Source organism: Paenibacillus mellifer, from assembly GCF_023195895.1.
Lineage (GTDB): Bacteria > Bacillota > Bacilli > Paenibacillales > Paenibacillaceae > Fontibacillus > Fontibacillus mellifer.
This window is the reverse complement of sequence record NZ_JALPRK010000002.1, coordinates 236,575-252,222: the sequence shown is the minus strand read 5'-3', so window position 1 is coordinate 252,222 and position 15,648 is coordinate 236,575. Positions and strand designations below refer to the sequence as shown.

17 protein-coding genes and 1 other annotated feature are annotated in these 15,648 nt (G+C 50.3%); of the genes, 3 read left to right on the top strand and 14 right to left on the bottom strand.

Annotated elements, in window-relative coordinates; translation table 11 throughout:
- Positions 1-151: 151 nt before the first annotated feature.
- The 10 genes from M0651_RS03915 to M0651_RS03870 form a co-directional block, all read right to left on the bottom strand.
- On the bottom strand, positions 152-733 hold the full coding sequence (locus M0651_RS03915; protein ID WP_248550530.1) for a lysophospholipid acyltransferase family protein: 582 nt from the start codon (positions 731-733) through the stop codon (positions 152-154).
- Positions 734-739: 6 nt separating this feature from the next.
- On the bottom strand, positions 740-1,438 hold the full coding sequence (cmk, locus tag M0651_RS03910; protein WP_248550529.1) for a (d)CMP kinase: 699 nt from the start codon (positions 1,436-1,438) through the stop codon (positions 740-742).
- Between the two features lie 114 nt (positions 1,439-1,552).
- Positions 1,553-1,762 carry a hypothetical protein gene (locus M0651_RS03905; RefSeq protein WP_248550528.1) on the bottom strand — a complete coding sequence of 70 codons (210 nt, stop codon included), beginning with the start codon at positions 1,760-1,762 and terminating at the stop codon, positions 1,553-1,555.
- Positions 1,763-1,863: 101 nt separating this feature from the next.
- The gene (locus M0651_RS03900; protein WP_248550527.1) at positions 1,864-2,517 is read right to left on the bottom strand and encodes a flagellar brake protein; all 654 of its coding nucleotides are present in this window, start codon (positions 2,515-2,517) and stop codon (positions 1,864-1,866) included.
- A gap of 44 nt (positions 2,518-2,561) precedes the next feature.
- Positions 2,562-3,626, bottom strand: coding sequence for a reverse transcriptase domain-containing protein (locus tag M0651_RS03895; protein WP_248550526.1), 1,065 nt, complete (start codon positions 3,624-3,626; stop codon positions 2,562-2,564).
- Positions 3,627-4,099: 473 nt separating this feature from the next.
- Entirely contained in the window at positions 4,100-5,464 is a 1,365-nt protein-coding gene (ypeB, locus tag M0651_RS03890) for a germination protein YpeB (protein ID WP_248550525.1), read from the bottom strand.
- A 123-nt stretch (positions 5,465-5,587) separates the two neighbouring features.
- Entirely contained in the window at positions 5,588-5,737 is a 150-nt protein-coding gene (locus M0651_RS03885) for a hypothetical protein (protein ID WP_248550524.1), read from the bottom strand.
- Between the two features lie 91 nt (positions 5,738-5,828).
- Positions 5,829-6,521, bottom strand: coding sequence for a glutamic-type intramembrane protease PrsW (gene prsW / locus M0651_RS03880; RefSeq protein WP_248550523.1), 693 nt, complete (start codon positions 6,519-6,521; stop codon positions 5,829-5,831).
- 87 nt (positions 6,522-6,608) lie between these two features.
- Positions 6,609-7,229: a genetic competence negative regulator gene (locus tag M0651_RS03875; protein ID WP_248550522.1), complete on the bottom strand. Its 621-nt coding sequence runs from the start codon at positions 7,227-7,229 to the stop codon at positions 6,609-6,611.
- Positions 7,230-7,424: 195 nt separating this feature from the next.
- Positions 7,425-7,820: a hypothetical protein gene (locus tag M0651_RS03870; protein ID WP_248550521.1), complete on the bottom strand. Its 396-nt coding sequence runs from the start codon at positions 7,818-7,820 to the stop codon at positions 7,425-7,427.
- 87 nt (positions 7,821-7,907) lie between these two features.
- Between M0651_RS03870 and M0651_RS03865 the strand changes: the two genes are divergently transcribed.
- Positions 7,908-8,855: a polysaccharide deacetylase family protein gene (locus M0651_RS03865; protein ID WP_248550520.1), complete on the top strand. Its 948-nt coding sequence runs from the start codon at positions 7,908-7,910 to the stop codon at positions 8,853-8,855.
- A gap of 47 nt (positions 8,856-8,902) precedes the next feature.
- On the opposite strand, the gene M0651_RS03860 is transcribed toward M0651_RS03865, so the two are convergent.
- Both M0651_RS03860 and M0651_RS03855 read right to left on the bottom strand, forming a co-directional pair.
- Positions 8,903-9,535, bottom strand: coding sequence for a hypothetical protein (locus M0651_RS03860; protein WP_248550519.1), 633 nt, complete (start codon positions 9,533-9,535; stop codon positions 8,903-8,905).
- Positions 9,532-10,125 (bottom strand): CPBP family intramembrane glutamic endopeptidase, encoded by a 594-nt coding sequence (locus M0651_RS03855; protein ID WP_248550518.1) that lies wholly within the window; start codon positions 10,123-10,125, stop codon positions 9,532-9,534. Before M0651_RS03855 ends, M0651_RS03860 begins: the two co-directional genes overlap by 4 nt.
- Positions 10,126-10,194: 69 nt before the next feature.
- Between M0651_RS03855 and M0651_RS03850 the strand changes: the two genes are divergently transcribed.
- Complete coding sequence (locus M0651_RS03850; RefSeq protein ID WP_248550517.1) at positions 10,195-11,115, top strand: hypothetical protein; 921 nt, start codon at positions 10,195-10,197, stop codon at positions 11,113-11,115.
- 181 nt (positions 11,116-11,296) lie between these two features.
- Positions 11,297-11,524, top strand: a binding site (T-box leader).
- Between the two features lie 229 nt (positions 11,525-11,753).
- Entirely contained in the window at positions 11,754-13,343 is a 1,590-nt protein-coding gene (serA, locus tag M0651_RS03845; protein ID WP_248550516.1) for a phosphoglycerate dehydrogenase, read from the top strand.
- Positions 13,344-13,440: 97 nt separating this feature from the next.
- On the opposite strand, the gene M0651_RS03840 is transcribed toward serA, so the two are convergent.
- Both M0651_RS03840 and M0651_RS03835 read right to left on the bottom strand, forming a co-directional pair.
- On the bottom strand, positions 13,441-14,889 hold the full coding sequence (locus tag M0651_RS03840; RefSeq protein ID WP_248550515.1) for a HAMP domain-containing sensor histidine kinase: 1,449 nt from the start codon (positions 14,887-14,889) through the stop codon (positions 13,441-13,443).
- Positions 14,890-15,606 (bottom strand): response regulator transcription factor, encoded by a 717-nt coding sequence (locus M0651_RS03835; RefSeq protein WP_248550514.1) that lies wholly within the window; start codon positions 15,604-15,606, stop codon positions 14,890-14,892.
- Positions 15,607-15,648 lie beyond the last annotated feature (42 nt).

Genomic DNA, 15,648 nt, shown 5'->3' with positions numbered 1-15,648 from the left:
GTCACGAAGCAACTCAAGAATCAGATTCGGTTTCGAATCTTCTGACTTTTCGAACTTCCACTTGTAGCGAAGTTCAAAACTTACCTCTAAGGCATAGCTTCCCAAATATCTTCAGCCTTCATGCATCATATCCATGTAAGACTTGGAGAAATTAAAGCTTCTTCAGTTCGGCGATACTGGACATAATCTTATCCGTGGCCCGCTCGGCCGCAACTGGCCCGCCATTCTCCTTGAACTCCGTCAGATCAACCGGGGGTCCGTAGACGACGCGCATTTTTTGAAACAGTTTATAAGTGCCAATAATCGCGACCGGGATCACTGCAGCATCACTGCGGAGCGCGAAGGTCGCCGCCCCTTTCTTGCCGACTACGCTTTCCTCGGCCCCTTTCACCCGCCGGCCTTCTGGGAAAATCCCCATCACATGGCCGCTGCGAAGCAAGGTCAACGCGGTTTTGATCGATTCTTTACTTACACCACCCCGCTTCACGGGAAAAGCGCCAAGCTGTCTGATCAGCCAACCGAAACCGATGATTTGAAACAATTCCTGTTTGGCCATAAAATGCACCTTGCGTTTCAACATGATGCCGATGGTTGGTGGATCGAACAAAGTGATATGGTTGGAGCAAAGAAGCACTCCGCCCTCATTCGGGATATGCTCCAAGCCGCTCGCCTCGAGGCGAAAAAACAGCTTGTAGAGGATCCGTAATACGCTTCGACAAAAACGATAGATCATCCTGGCTCAACTCTCACTTCCATAAGTTCTGCACAAAGATACGATATGGTCGGCAACCTCATCCAAGGACATCTGCGTCGTATCCAGCAGTTGAGCGTCTTCCGCCTGGCGCAGTGGGGAAACCTCCCGCTCCCGGTCCAGCCGGTCCCTCTCTTCGATCGACCGCACGAGCTCTTCGAAGGAAATTTTGTTTTGTTCCTTCATTTCCTTGTACCGACGGCTTGCCCGTTCCTCGACGCTCGCAGTCATAAATACCTTCACTTCCGCATCAGGTAAAACGCAAGTGCCGATATCGCGTCCGTCCATGACGACGCCTTTGCGCAAAGCCATTTGCCGCTGCAAAGAGACAAGCCGTTCGCGCAGCCCCTCGATTTGCGCATATCGGGACACCTGAGCATTAACCGCCAACGTGCGAATTTCTTCCGTTACGTCCTGACCATTAACCCGAACCTGTTGTCCCTGTTCTTCCGGCAATAATTCGATATCCAGATCAGGCAAGAAACGCAGCACTTTGTCCACTTCTTCAGGTCCAATTCCCCGTTGCAGAAAAAACCATGTGGCCGCCCGGTACATTGCCCCGGTATCGACATAAACATAATGGAGTCTGCCTGCAACCATTCGGGCTATCGTACTTTTCCCTGCCCCCGCAGGACCGTCGATCGCGATGTTGATTTTATCATGGGTTGTAGACGTCTCGGTTGCCAAAGGGGTTCCTCCTCAAAACAAATCCTCAAGAAAAAAGCAGGCATTGCCTGCGACGTGAAAATTATACCACAGATAGCAAAGGGATGCAAAAGAATCACACTCGCTTTACCCTGTTTATTTGCCCTGCTCCCTGTGAATCGGCACCCCTTCGTATTTTTCCGCCGAGGCAAGAAAATAGCGAATTTCCGGAATCCGCAGCAGGATCTGAAACAAACATAGAGCCGCCAATAAGACCAGTACCCCTCGCTTCAGCCAATGTTCCGCCTTTGCAGAAAACGACAGAAACAGTTCGGTATAAATCTCATCATCCTGTGGTCGTTTCACATTATTCCCTCCCTAGTCACGTCAACGCACGTAAGAGTGACGGCGTCACATCTAGCTTATCCATATAGGGAAATCGGGAATACGTTGTTCGTTAAATAAAATCAGCGATTTTTGAAATCAAACTGCCGTTCGAAGCAATACCGGATCAGCTTCTGGCGCTCCAGGTCTGAGATGCTGACGAATTTAAGCATCACCATCGTACGCCCCGCATCCAGCTTCTTTGTACGTACGACTTCAGCCTCAAAAGGCGCATGGTCAATCGAACCATTCTTAAACGGGATTAACAACCAACAGAAGAGTTGATCCCCCTGGGCGAGCTTGAATTCACTGCCGCAGCCAAAAGAAACACCTCCGCCGCCAACATCCTCCGTATGGGTGACGAAGCGGACGCCGTCCTTCATTTGAAGGGCGATTTCCAATTCTGCGACCACCCGCAAGTAATGACGCCGTTGGATTTTCGTAATCGTTTCCGGCTCAGGCTTGCGAATCCGCACCAACTGAACGACGTCGTCGGCAAAACCCAGCACATATGTATTAAAATAGTTCTTCACTCCGGATTCCGTTAAGAAATAAACGGATAACTCGTCCCCGATGTACAGCTTCTTGATGCGTCCGCTTCCGCTCTCGATCGGCACCTCGATCAAAAATGATTCTTCCTCCACGTCCGCGATCCGTGATTTACATTCCTTCTCTTCGTTCGGCTTGTCCTCCGACGCGACTTGAATGTATACGAGATCGTTCACTTTAGGAAACAAGTTTCCCCACCGTCCTATACCATGGTAGTTTTGCTACCTTCTGATTATAGCACGGCAACTCGCCGGCTGGACTTTAAATATTCTGAGTGAATCGAGTAGGAGGGGGTGACTAACCCCCGTCCTCTCACACCACCGTACATGCGGGTCCGCATACGGCGGTTCCAAAAGGTTAACAAAGCTCTAAATAACGAGAAAGTAAACTCTTCAGCCCTTTCGTATTGGTCGAATCTTTCACAGTGGCTCTTCGCCGATGCGATTCGGAAATATCCAATCCATCCCATGAGGTAGCGATTCAATCTAGATATACGTTCCTCCATGGAAATCGATCGGGTGCGGCTCGTCAACTCCCGGATCTTCTCCTTGAATCGAGAGATTGTCTTGGGAGACAAACGAATCGTTCCCTGTTTATTCGACAGGAAACTAAAGCCAAGAAACTTCCGGTTCCATGGCCCATCCACCGCACTTTTGTCCCGATTCACTTTCAGTTTCAACTTTCCTTCCACAAATCGTGTCACCGATTCCATCACTCGTTCACCTGCTCGCCTGCTCGCTACAAAGATGTTGCAGTCGTCCGCATATCGCACAAACCGCAATCCCCTCTTTGTCAGTTCTTTGTCCAAATCATCGAGTAAGATGTTCGCCAGAAGCGGACTGAGCGGGCCGCCTTGCGGGGTCCCCTCGTCCGTCTTCTGGCAGACGCCACCTTCCATCATTCCGGCTTCCAAGTAGGCCCGAATCAGCTTCAAGACTCGCTTGTCTGTCACTCTTCTTGCCACTCTTGCCATGAGGATGTCGTGATTCACCCGGTCAAAGAACTTTTCCAAATCCATATCCCAGTGTGTTTTCAGGTAAGCCTGTAGCTCCGCTACCGTTACACGGTCCACGCCGGGGGCTCCTCCGTTTTGTACCACTCGCTTATAGGCGAGTCTGAGGTTCTCTCCTTCGAGCATTCGCTCCAACAAGTCGTTACTTGCTTCGCGAGAGGAAGGAGCGACTTGTGCCGGTGAAGAACTCGGCGCTCCAGCATACCCTGACGGCTTCACCGCTTCTCTTTGCTGGCAGCTCCCTTGCGGGATATTCGGCCGTCTTTGCTCTTCTCTCGAACGCATCGGTTTCCTCTCTCCTTTCGGTTCGGCCCTTCCGCTTTCCGGCGTCCCGTATTTGCGTACTATGGCCTCTGATGACTCCTGCGGGTTCAGCGCAACCTCTCGGTTGCGGTTACGAAGTGACTTCGCTTTTTTTTTCCTCCCGCAGGCCTCCCCAGATAAGAACGTCAACTTTCCGCCCGCGACCACTGGAGTTTACAGGATGAGACCTTTGGCGGCTATGGATTTCGTTGTGTGCAGGCAACTCATCCATCTCATCCTGCCTCAAATCCAGTTCGTGTACCTTGGCCCGTGCTTTTGCCTCCGGCTTCCTCCGGATTCCGCCTCGCGACGGACACCCTTGCCCTTGGCTACGGTAGGCGCTCGCCAGCCCCCGTTCGGGACTTTCACCCTAGAGATGACGCCCATGCTGGGCGTACTGCCAAAAAGGAATCTTCCGGACAACCGGAACATTCCTTTGTTTGCTATTTACCGCCTCAAGAAGGGGTGGCGCCGTTATTCTTGCGGTTACGAATCACTTCGACAATTTCTTCGTTGCCGTTCTCGGCGTTGATATAGATTTTGTATTGCGATCCGTTGATCGAGCCTCCGAATTCATAGGTTAGCACCTTCTCGGATTGCTCGTTCTCAATGAGCGCCAAGCGGTGATATTTCTCTTTGTATTCCGGGTTCAGAAATTTACGCGCCTGCTGCAGCGTCAGCTTCGGCTTACTGACCTTCTCGTGACTTTCACGTTCATAGACATAGTCGCTGGCTTGCAGCCCGGTAACTTGTCCGTTGTCCAGCGCGACACGGATCGTAATTTTCTCCGGATAAATCAACACATCGCCTTGTTTGCTGACAAAAGTAAAGTTCCCTTCATTATCGAACTCGTCATACGATACGGCCGTCAACCCGGGATAACCTTTGTTTTGCAGAAACTCGCTGGCTCGTTCTTTCGCTGTCCCTACATCCACGGCTTTGGGGCCGATTTGACGATGGTAGACATAGGATATCAAATGCCCGCCGTTGCGTGTGAAATCAAGCGACCATGTCTCCCCGCCTTTGCCGTTAGTCAGGTTGGCTGTATAAGATGCCCACTCCGTTCCCTTACCGTTCTCCACGACCTGGATTGCACCTGCGTTCTGAGCGCCCGTAAAGTCTGCCGTTTTGCGTTTGATTTCCTCCACGGTAATCGGTTTTCCGCCCAACTTCTTCACCGAACGTTTATTGTACATGCTGGAGATGGATGGTCCCCAATCTAGCTCTGGATACTCACCGACTTTTTTGTCCACAGTTTTAAAGCCGTCGATGATCGTATTGTCCCGTGGCTCTTTCTCGCTGGCCAGCGCTGTCTCGACGTCCATCCAGCGGAGTCGGTTAGCGATGACCTTGTTTTGCACCCCTTGCAGGTCTTGTGCGATTTGCGCCGAGCTTTTGTACAGCTCCTTCAGGTTCTTCATTTCATTATTATTTAGCGGCTGTTTGGTCAAATCGCGAATGGCGGTTTGATATGAGAACTTTGCTATTCGCGACAGGAACTCTTCCGTTTTATTAAACGGGAGCAACGTTAAAGGCAGCTGGTTAATTTCATTTTGCGCCTCACTCGTAATACGCCAAACATTAACTAGACCTTTGCGCTGCGCGCCGGTGGAAGCCGAGTTCACCGCCAGGGTGTTGCCCAATTCCATATGCAGCTTGTCCACATGATAGGACAAATCGTGAAAAGCCCGCTGATATTGGTTCTCCGCCTTAATTAGAATCGAGTTCTTCTCCTGATTCTCTTGATACCCCCAAACCAGGGCGCCGATCAACAGCACAGCGGTCACCGGAAATAGGATCGCACTCAGTCGTTTGTACATTGGGCTTATGCTCTCTCCCTTCTTCAACTAGGTTGGGATTAGTGTGACAAGAAGGAAAGAACTTTATGCATTATAGAAGTAGTTGAATGGTAGTTCAAAAAGCGATTTCCGATAACCCTTACGTTATTGGGCTTCTTCTTCAATCTCGAAGTCGTTTTGATTGTTGCACAGGCATTGCTTGAAGCCGGTGTCGATTTGACCGCGTTCTTTCTTCCCGCGGAGCACGAACCGCTCGCCACAAGCCTTACAGGTGATTCTGACCTTGACACGCACGAAAAAAGGCACCCCCATTCTATTTCAATTCGTGGCCTGCCCTGCGCAGACAAATGAATCGCTAGAATTAGGATGCCCTATTCTCCATTAATTAATCTTGCCCCTTGGCCCCCGGCGTCAACCGGAACGGGGAACGGTGATTGGCCCTGTATATCTTGCCGAGTCCACCATACCATAAGAAAGCCATGAGCGGCACGATGAACCAAATCCAATATTGGGTCGTATTGTTTAAAATCCAGTCGTATACCCCGTGCCAAAACAATGGGAACAACAGGGAATACATCAAAAACTTTCGACTTTGCCAACCTGTCGAGAATTTGGCCCGACCCAAGTAATACCCCATCATGACCCCAAACATCGCATGACCGGACACCGGAAGCAGCGCCCGAACGATCAAAGTTCCAATCGAAGCATGACTCGCGAAAGCATACAATACATTTTCGACTGTCGCAAACCCTAGTGAAATGGCCGCTGCATATAAAATCCCATCATACGGCTCATCAAACTCCGTATGATTGTAAATCATATGAAACAGAACGAACCATTTTAGAACTTCCTCTACGCCAGCCGAAATGCCAAATGCCGTAACGAGCAGACCTTCGCCCAGCCAAATCGTTAACCCCCGCTGTATGATCATGACTGGCAATACGATCAGAAAACCAAGCAGGAATACTCGGATCACCATATGCAGCGGTTCTGCGTCATACTTGTCCTTGAGATAAAAATAAGTAAGCAGTGCAATACCGGGAGCTACCGCTGCGCTTGCTATCGAGAAAAAGAGCAACGGTTATCCCCCCTTATTGGCCGCTTGCCGTTTCTTGTCTCTCTCTCATCTTGTTTCACGAGTCTAACTTCGTAAGATTCGTACAAATTACTCCTGGCGCTTGAAGTGGCTGCATATCGTGTCCACCGCGTGGTCGGCCATGATTAGATTCCCGTACTCTTCCAGCATCGCCGTAGTTACCGAAGTAGCTTCGCCAAACTCAGCTAATACCGCAATTAAAGCAGGGTGTTTCCCCTCCTCCAATTCTTCCGGTTCCAGCTGAAGAACCCATTTCCCATTATATTTATACAGTCTGCCGGCATTCTGTAACATGTTCTTAAGTACATGCGCAGCTTCGATTAAATTTTCGAAATCGTCAAAGGAATACAGGATCGTATCGCTTTGCTCCAGCGTGACTTCCATTTCATATACTTCATCCGGCAGTTCATCCTCATAAGGCGAGCCGATCCCGTGTTGATGGTGATCGTATTTGCCACGCGTTACAATGACGACCATTCCTTGTGCAGGAAGTGCGAATACTTCCACAGCCAGAGGCCCGGTGGCATCAAAGCCCACTTCATTATAAGCCTGATCCATCATTTCGGTGAACAGGTCATGAACTTTGGGAATCTCTTGCCACATGTCCTCTTTCTGAATTCCGCGTTCGCTCAAATCGTCAAACGTGAGGAAAATCCGTACCTTATCCTGGCCTAGTCTTTCGATCTTCATACAGGATCCTCCTCTCTCTATGCCGTGTTATAACAGATTATGAAACCTGCTGTTAAATGTGCTGGAAATGGTTCTTTGTATGTATGTTATCACTTATTCCCCCTAAATGCACGTTTAAAATAGACCAAAAAAGAATCATTTTCCGCTCCCCAGGCAAGGGATGGAAAATGATTCTTAAGCAGGTAAAGCGGTCGTTTACAATCCCGGTATAGGTGTATTCGTTTCTTTGAGGATTGCCTCGACTTCACGGCGCACATCGGCATCGCCTTTAATGAAGTCAGTCAGTTGCTTCAGACTGTATTCCTTCGAATGATTCGAACTGGCCGCTGATACCGTGCCGGAACTGGGATACACCTGGGCGTTGTCCGCCCCTTTAGCCTTTGTTCCATGATCGGACGCCTGAACTTCCGTCTTTAACGCCCCGGAAATGTCTTCAGTTGGAGCATCATGACGATTCGAGGTCATTCCGGCGAACTTCAAAGCCGACCCCGCGCCGTTCATCACCGACATCAAGCTCTGCTTCCGTCTGGACGCCCACATCGCGGCGAAGACGCCGACCAAAATCCCGCCTAAAAATGAGGAAGATTTCACGTAAAAAACCTCCTTGGTTATGTTAAAATCATCTGTAGTGTTCGCGGTTTACCTTAAACTCATGCGGCATAAATACAGGAAAGCGAGATGACTCCTTTGCTTCACAAGAAACTCCTGCCCATCGCCGCCGCTTGTCTTATTCTTAGCTCATGCGGCCAGATTGATGCACAAACAGATCAAGCCACATCCAATCCAAACGCCGCTCCCACTACCGAGGTGACTTCGTCTGGCGGCAATAATGGATCTGGACAGGCAAGCGAACAGCTTGACCGTTCAGATCCAGCCGATCAAGGCGTAACCTCCGGAAGCACTTCGGATTCATCCGACCTGACCGCCGGAGCGGATCAAAATGAGAGCACCTCACCCGAAAAGGCTGAGCCTCAGCTCACGTACCACATTAATAAGGCTTACAATGTTGTCCCGAACGACGACAGTGTAGAGAAGAAAGTCGTATTGCTTACGTTTGACGATGGACCGAAGGAAAAGGAAATGATCGACGGACTGATTGATACCCTGGACAAGCACAAAGCGAAAGCAATCTTTTTCGTGAATGGATACCGTGTGAAAGCTCATCCCGAACTTCTGCAACGCATTCAAGAACGCGGACAAATGATTGGAAACCACAGCTGGGATCACATCGACCTAAAGAAAGAATCCGCCGCAAATATGCGCAAACAGATCGAAGATGTGCAAATTATCGTTAAAGAAACAACCGGCGAAACACCTCGCTTTTTCCGTCCGCCATTTGGATCGGGCAACGAAACAACGCATCAAATTGCAGACGATAACGAGCTGATCTACATGACATGGTCCAACGGTTCCCTTGATTGGGACAGTAAAAATAAAAACAAACCGGACGCAGTTATCGCCAACGTGCTCGAGCAGCTTCATGCGGGAAGTAATATCCTAATGCACGAGTTACCCTGGACTGTGGAAGCGCTGGATGAACTGCTAACTCAGTTGGAACAAAAAGGGTACGGTTTTGTCGATCCTCGGAGTATCGGACCTGCTCCTGCCGAAGCTGGAACCAAGTAGTAAATCCAAAAACCGTCAGGAGATCCCTCCTGACGGTTTTCTTGTCTTTATAAACCGTGGCTTTTCCCCCACGGTGAATCGCTAACGCCCCACCATAATAAGTAAATGAGAATGATAACAAAAATGTACAGAAGCGAATTATAGAACCAACGGGTCATCTTCAACCGCTGTGACGGAAACAGCTCCTTACGTGTCGGCATCGATTCCACATCCGGCTCCATATTCGGTACCGCAAGCAGAAGCTCCTGCCCTTCGTCAAGTTTCTCGCCCTCGCGCATGAACTCGGAACCCGGAGGCGAAATGGGAAGCGGTTGTTGGACCGGTTCCTTCAATTTAGCTAACGCTGCGACCGCAGCAGACTGGAACTTGGTATCCCCAGCCTTCCACCATTTGGCCAGTTCGGATTTCGACGCCAAATGCGTCACTTTCTCTTGCCCCCGGTCCTCAGGCGCTGCCACACGCGGGATGAGCAAACCGATCATCGTCTCGTCCCCAATCGCGGGTTTCTTCTCCACATTTGCGGGTGGGTCAACTTCCTCCTGGATGTCTACTACCGTTGGCTCAGGGACAGGCTCGGCCGCTGCGATTCCGGAGCTAAGGTTCCATGATGTCGCGGAGGAACTGCGTTTCACTCGATTTTGCTGACCGTAACGGTCCATTCGACTTAAATGTTCGTTCATGACTCCCTCCGAAATTTAATCACCAATCCTGATACCAAATCAATCAGGAAGTGACATAGGATCGGCGCCCAAAGCGTCCCCGTTTGTAAGTAAATGAACCCGAGGCCGTAGCTGCTCGCGAACACCCATGCCGTTGGAATCCAATGCCGCAGATATCGGACATGAATCGCTGCAAACAGAATACTCGTCCAGTACGGACCAATGCCGTGCTGAATCGCCCCCCGAAACAGCAGTTCTTCGCAAATCGCCACGATCGCTGAGATCACGGCAATATGCCAGATTGGACGGTTGCGGAAGAGCAGTGTGTTAATCCCCCCGTCGTCCATGCTCTCTTCAGATATAAAGCGGGATAACAGCATATCGGCAACAAACATCACCGCCGCCAATCCTGCCCCCCAGTACAAAAATTCGACACTTTTCGGAAAATCAAACAAATGAAGCGGGTTTCTTTTCTGAAATAATAGGATGACCAGACCGATAAATAAAGTAAGTCCTTGCGTTAGATACAAATTAATGAGCAGCAATCGATCGTTAAGTTGACCGGGGTCGACTTTTTGAATTTTCACGTCGCGGAATTTGAATTTTTTCATCGTTTTTGTCAAACCCTGTCCTTTATATTATTCTAGCGCATTCAAATCATAATGGTAAGGAGCATCCTCATGATTCGTAAAAATAATGCCAAATTCGAAATGCTATTTTTGCTTGGTTTTCTCGCTACGCTGATTATCGCGTTCGGGACCTTCTTTCTAGGACTCAATATCGGAATGGACAAGACCGAAGCTAAATATGCTTATTTACAAGCCACCCCGCCGGGAGAGGAGAATGAAGCCTCTTATCAGCAACAAGACTTAGTCACCTTCTACTTCGTGGTGTTCCAGCCTTACCAGCAATTCAAAGAGGATTATCTCACATTAGTTGAAGAAATGTCCCGCAGCAACTCGAAGTCGGCCTCGGCTGACGCTATGAAAGAAATCCGTGAGAAAGCGAAAGCCGGGTATGAGCAAATTGCGGCTCAATCCATTGCAGATTCCTCACCTTTACTTAAAGAGGCCCAAACCGATTATTTAAAGAGTCTGAAGTTGTTCTCGGACAGCATCGACCAGGTCAAAGCCAAGGCAGGCAGCCAAAAAGGCGCGGAGCTGGCGAAAGCGGTCAACCAGGACCAATTCACGGTAAACGCGAAAAGCTACGGCCTCCAAGCACAGAAGAAATATTATTCCTCCATTCTGAAATGGACCGCTAAAACCAAAAGCGGCGTCCCCGCCGATTACAGTTACAAGAACAACATTGGGACCGCGGAATGGTCCGGCTACTCACTGGCTGTTAAGAACAAAGCGATCACCGATATGATGGTCAACGAGCAACTATATGTACCTTATCTGCCGCAGGATCTTACCGCCAAGATCGATCAACTCATCGGAAGCGGTAAAGCCAACGCGCTGAAATTAGCCTCCGTTGCATCGATCGTTCAGGTTCTGACAGAAACCGATGCCGTCAAAAACAAGGAGTTTGCGAAGTGGAAGTCCACGTACTACGCTTCCGAGTCGTTGCCGGAGCTGCCTTTCTTTACGGAGGATTAAGCCGCAAGGTTAATCGCCTGAATCAGACGCTTTTCGACATTAGTAAAATCATAACCAAAATTTTAGGCGGATTCAAGTTTGGTCAAAATCCGAACGACAACCGCCTATCTTTGTAAAAATGTTCAGGTTGGTGTTGACACCTTACCGGAGACCGTGTTACATTATGAAAAATTACATTTCATGAAACACGTTGAAGGAAAAAAAGGATTCGGAAAGCTTCCAGAGAGCCGGTGGTGCTGCAAACCGGTAGCGGAACGAATGCTTTAGCACTCCTGAGTCGCTGCGTTGAATTCGGAGTAGGCGCAGCCGGTGAACCCGTTATCGTTCTGTCAGCAATGACAACTGAGGCTGCTTATCTGCGAAGGTGCAGCGAATTAGGGTGGTACCACGAACAACTCTCGTCCCTTACTACGGAAGTAGTGTGCGGATCGGGAGTTTTTTTGATTTATTATGTGGTTGATCTTGAACTTGGCGGCAAATGAGCGTACCCGGGTACCTCCATTCTTTTGTGCGGTGATTAGACACAGCGTCAACGGAGGAACTCAATTGAATCCCATCAGCTTATGTTTCCGAAGAAAGAATGTAAGCCAGCTTTCGAGGAAACCTTGCTATATAAACTTTTAGGAGGGTCAATTATCATGTTTAAAGTGTTAGTATCGGATCCGATCAGCGACTTGGGAATTCAGCAGCTGATGGATGCAGCCGACGTTGAGGTCGACAAGAAGCCAGGTCTCAGCGAAGACGAATTGGTGCAGATCATTCCACAATATGACGGTCTTCTGGTCCGCAGCCAAACGAAAGTAACCGAAAAAATCATGGAAGCCGGGACCCGCTTGAAAGTCATTGGCCGTGCGGGTGTCGGGGTCGACAACATCAATCTGGAGGCCGCAACGACACGCGGAATTATCGTCATCAATGCGCCGGACGGCAATACGATTACGACCTGCGAGCACGCCTTCGCCATGATGATGGCGCTGGCCCGCCACATTCCTCAAGCTTACGCCAAAACGGTGAACGGCGAATGGGATCGCAAATTCCTGGGCGTGGAGCTGCGTAATAAAACGTTGGGCGTACTAGGAATGGGCCGCATCGGCAGTGAGGTCGCAAAACGGGCCAAAGCGTTCGGCATGGATATCCTCGGGTATGACCCGTTCCTTACCGAAGATCGGGCCGAGAAGTTAGGCGTGAAGTTGGCCACCGTGGACGATATCATCCGAAACGCCGACTTCATCACTGTTCATACGCCGTTAACGCCGGAAACGAAACATATGATAGCCCGTCCGCAGTTTGAGGTCATGAAGAAAGGAATGCGCATTGTCAACTGTGCCCGAGGCGGTATTATTGACGAAATGGCGTTGGTCGAAGCGATTGATCAAGGTATCGTCGCCGGAGCTGCCTTTGACGTATTTGAGAAAGAACCGCCGGAAGCTGACCATCCGTTCCTAAACAACCCAAAAATTATCGTAACTCCGCATCTGGGTGCCTCCACCGTGGAAGCCCAAGAGAACGTCGCGATCGACGTCTCCGAGCAGGTTCTTCACATCCTGCGTAACGAACCGTTTAAGAATGCTGTTAATATGCCGCCGGTAGCGGCCAGCGTCATGAACAAACTGCAGCCTTACTTTGGGCTTGGCGAGAAAATCGGGGTTTTCCTATCCCAGTTGAACAATCAGGCCGTGAAGGAAATCCATGTCGATTATGCCGGGGACCTGGCGGAGGTTGATACCCAGCCGCTTACCCGTTACATTATCAAAGGCGTGTTGTCCCGCCATTTCGCCGGAGACGTCAATATCGTCAACTCGATGCACCTGACGAAGGTCCGCGACATCAATGTCGTTGTATCGCAGGCTTCGGCCACCAAAGGCTTCACCAACTTAATTTCTGTTACGCTCAAGGGACAAGACGGTGCTGAGCGCCGTGTCGCCGGAACCCTGCTGAACGGGTACGGCGCACGGATCGTACAGATTGACAAATTCCCGGTTGACGTCGCACCGGAAGGTCATCTGATCTTTATCTCCCATAACGACAAACCTGGTATCATTGGGCATGTCGGTACCCTACTCGGGAAGAACGACGTCAACATCGCCTCCATGCAGGTGGGGCGTAAACTGGTTGGTGGAGAGGCCATCATGGTGCTTACCGTGGACAAGGCGGTTACAAAGGATGTATTGGACGAATTGACGAAACTTCCCGAACTAAATAAAGCGCAGCACATCATATTTGCTTAACCCGTCCGAACGTAGAGCAATGTTCCACGAACAACAAGATTTATCTGCGGCATTCAACAAAAAAACATCCTTCTTCGCGAAGGATGTTTTTTTGTTGTTACGCAGTTTGTCCCTTTTCGACAGGAAGCAAGAAATGAAAAGCGGTCCCTTTGCCGATTTCGCTATCAGCCCAGATCGAGCCATGATGCGCGTCGATAATATTCTTAACGATCGAAAGCCCCAATCCCGTGCCCCCGTTTTCCCCGCGAACACGGGCTTTGTCGGCTTTATAGAAGCGATCAAAGATAAATCGCAAATCGTCGCTGGGGATCCCGACACCGGTATCCGCAATCGTCGCGTGAAGCTGGTTGCCTTGCCCTCCTGGCTGCATACTCGCCGTCACGGCTACCTTCCCACCTTCCGGCGTATGCCGGAAAGCATTGTCCAGCAGGTTGGTCAGCACCTGCTCCAACCGGTCTTCATCGGCATGCAGCTTCAGTTCCCCTTCATCCAGCTCCAGCGCGAGTTCAACGCCGTTCTCCTTAGCCCGTACCTGAAATTTACGGAACACGCGTTCAGCCAATTCGCGGAAGTCGACCTGGCGCATCACCATATCCGTATGTCCTGCTTCCATGCGGGCCAAGTCCAGCAGATCCCGGACTAGCCGCCCCATTCGTAAGGACTCGTCATGAATGACTTGAGCGAGCTCTGCACTCTCTTCCGGGGACGAAGCCATTCCGTCGAGCAGCGCTTCGCTATAACCCTGCATCATCGAAAGAGGGGTCCGGATTTCGTGGGATACGTTCGCAACAAAATCGCGGCGCATCTTCTCTAAACTTACCTCTTCGGTCACGTCGCGAAGCACGGCAACCGCCCCACGAACTTCGCCGTCAGAGGACAGCGGGGCCATATGTACGGACCATACGCCTTTCATGACATGCACGTTCATCTTCTGGTCGCTTTCCTGATCCAGCAGACGGCGGAACATCGGAAGCAGCGGTTGGGGGACAACCTGCCCTTCACCCGTTGGTACAAGTCGCCTTTCCTCTGCCTCGTCTTCTTCCTCGGTTAGATCTCCCCACATTTGCAGGATTCGATCGCCCGGGGGATTGGTTAAGATGACGTAACCCTCACGATTCAAGGTGATTACCGCATCGTTCATGCTTCGTAGCACGCTGGAAAGATGCTCCTTCTCATGCTTCAAGCTGCGAATCGTATTCTCCAATTCCTCAGCCATGTGATTAAACGTAATTGCCAGCTCGCCAATCTCATCACTTGTGCGTAGCGACAGGCGGGTTTCGTATTTACCTTTGCGCACCGAGTCCGCTGCCTGAATCAGCTGCTGCATGGGTTGAGTGATCTTCGTGAACAGAAACAACGCAAAAAACGTCGTGAGCGAAAATCCGATCATCGAAACGATCACGAATAATCGTTTAACCGCTCCGGAGTTTGTAAAGTTGGTATCGATATAGGGCAGCAAGAACAATCCCATCAGCATCATGACGCAGGCCACCAAACAAATGATCGTAATCCACAGCTTACCGACGAGCGTTCTCCAGAAGTTCACTTACTTCGTAACCTCCAGCTTGTAACCGACGCCCCACACTGTGGTGATCATCGCGGCGGATTCCGGCGACACCTTGTTCAGCTTCTCGCGCAGCCGTTTCACATGGGTATCGACCGTACGTAAATCGCCAAAAAATTCGTAATTCCAAACGTCCTTCAGCAGTTCTTCCCGAGAAAACACTTTATCCGGGGAAACCGCCAGATAATGAAGCAGCTCATATTCTTTCGGGGTCAAGCTGACCTCTTGGCCACTAGCCGTCACCCGGTGAGCGTCATGCTCAATGACGAGATGAGGGAACACAATATTGTTGCTAGTCCCGCTTTCTTTGGTCAAATACGCCGTTGCCGAAGCGCGACGCATAATCGCTTTGACCCGGTAGATGACCTCACGAGGGCTAAACGGCTTCACGACGTAGTCGTCTGCTCCAACTTCAAAGCCCTGCACGCGGTTGATTTCCTCGCCCTTGGCCGTCAGCATCAGCACCGGCGTAGCCTTGACTTGTCTCAAACGGTTACAGACCTCGACGCCGTCAATGCCCGGCAGCATGACGTCGAGCAGAATCAAACCATAGTCGCTAGAGGTCGCCATTTTCAAAGCGGTCTCCCCGTCTTCGGCTTCATCGATTTCGTAGCCTTCTTTTTCCAAGTACATCTTCAGCAGCCGGCGAATCCGCTCCTCGTCATCGACTACCAGAATGCGGTTTGCTTGATCTGACATTAACAACAACCCCTTCATCATCTTACCCAATCAGTTGAGCAG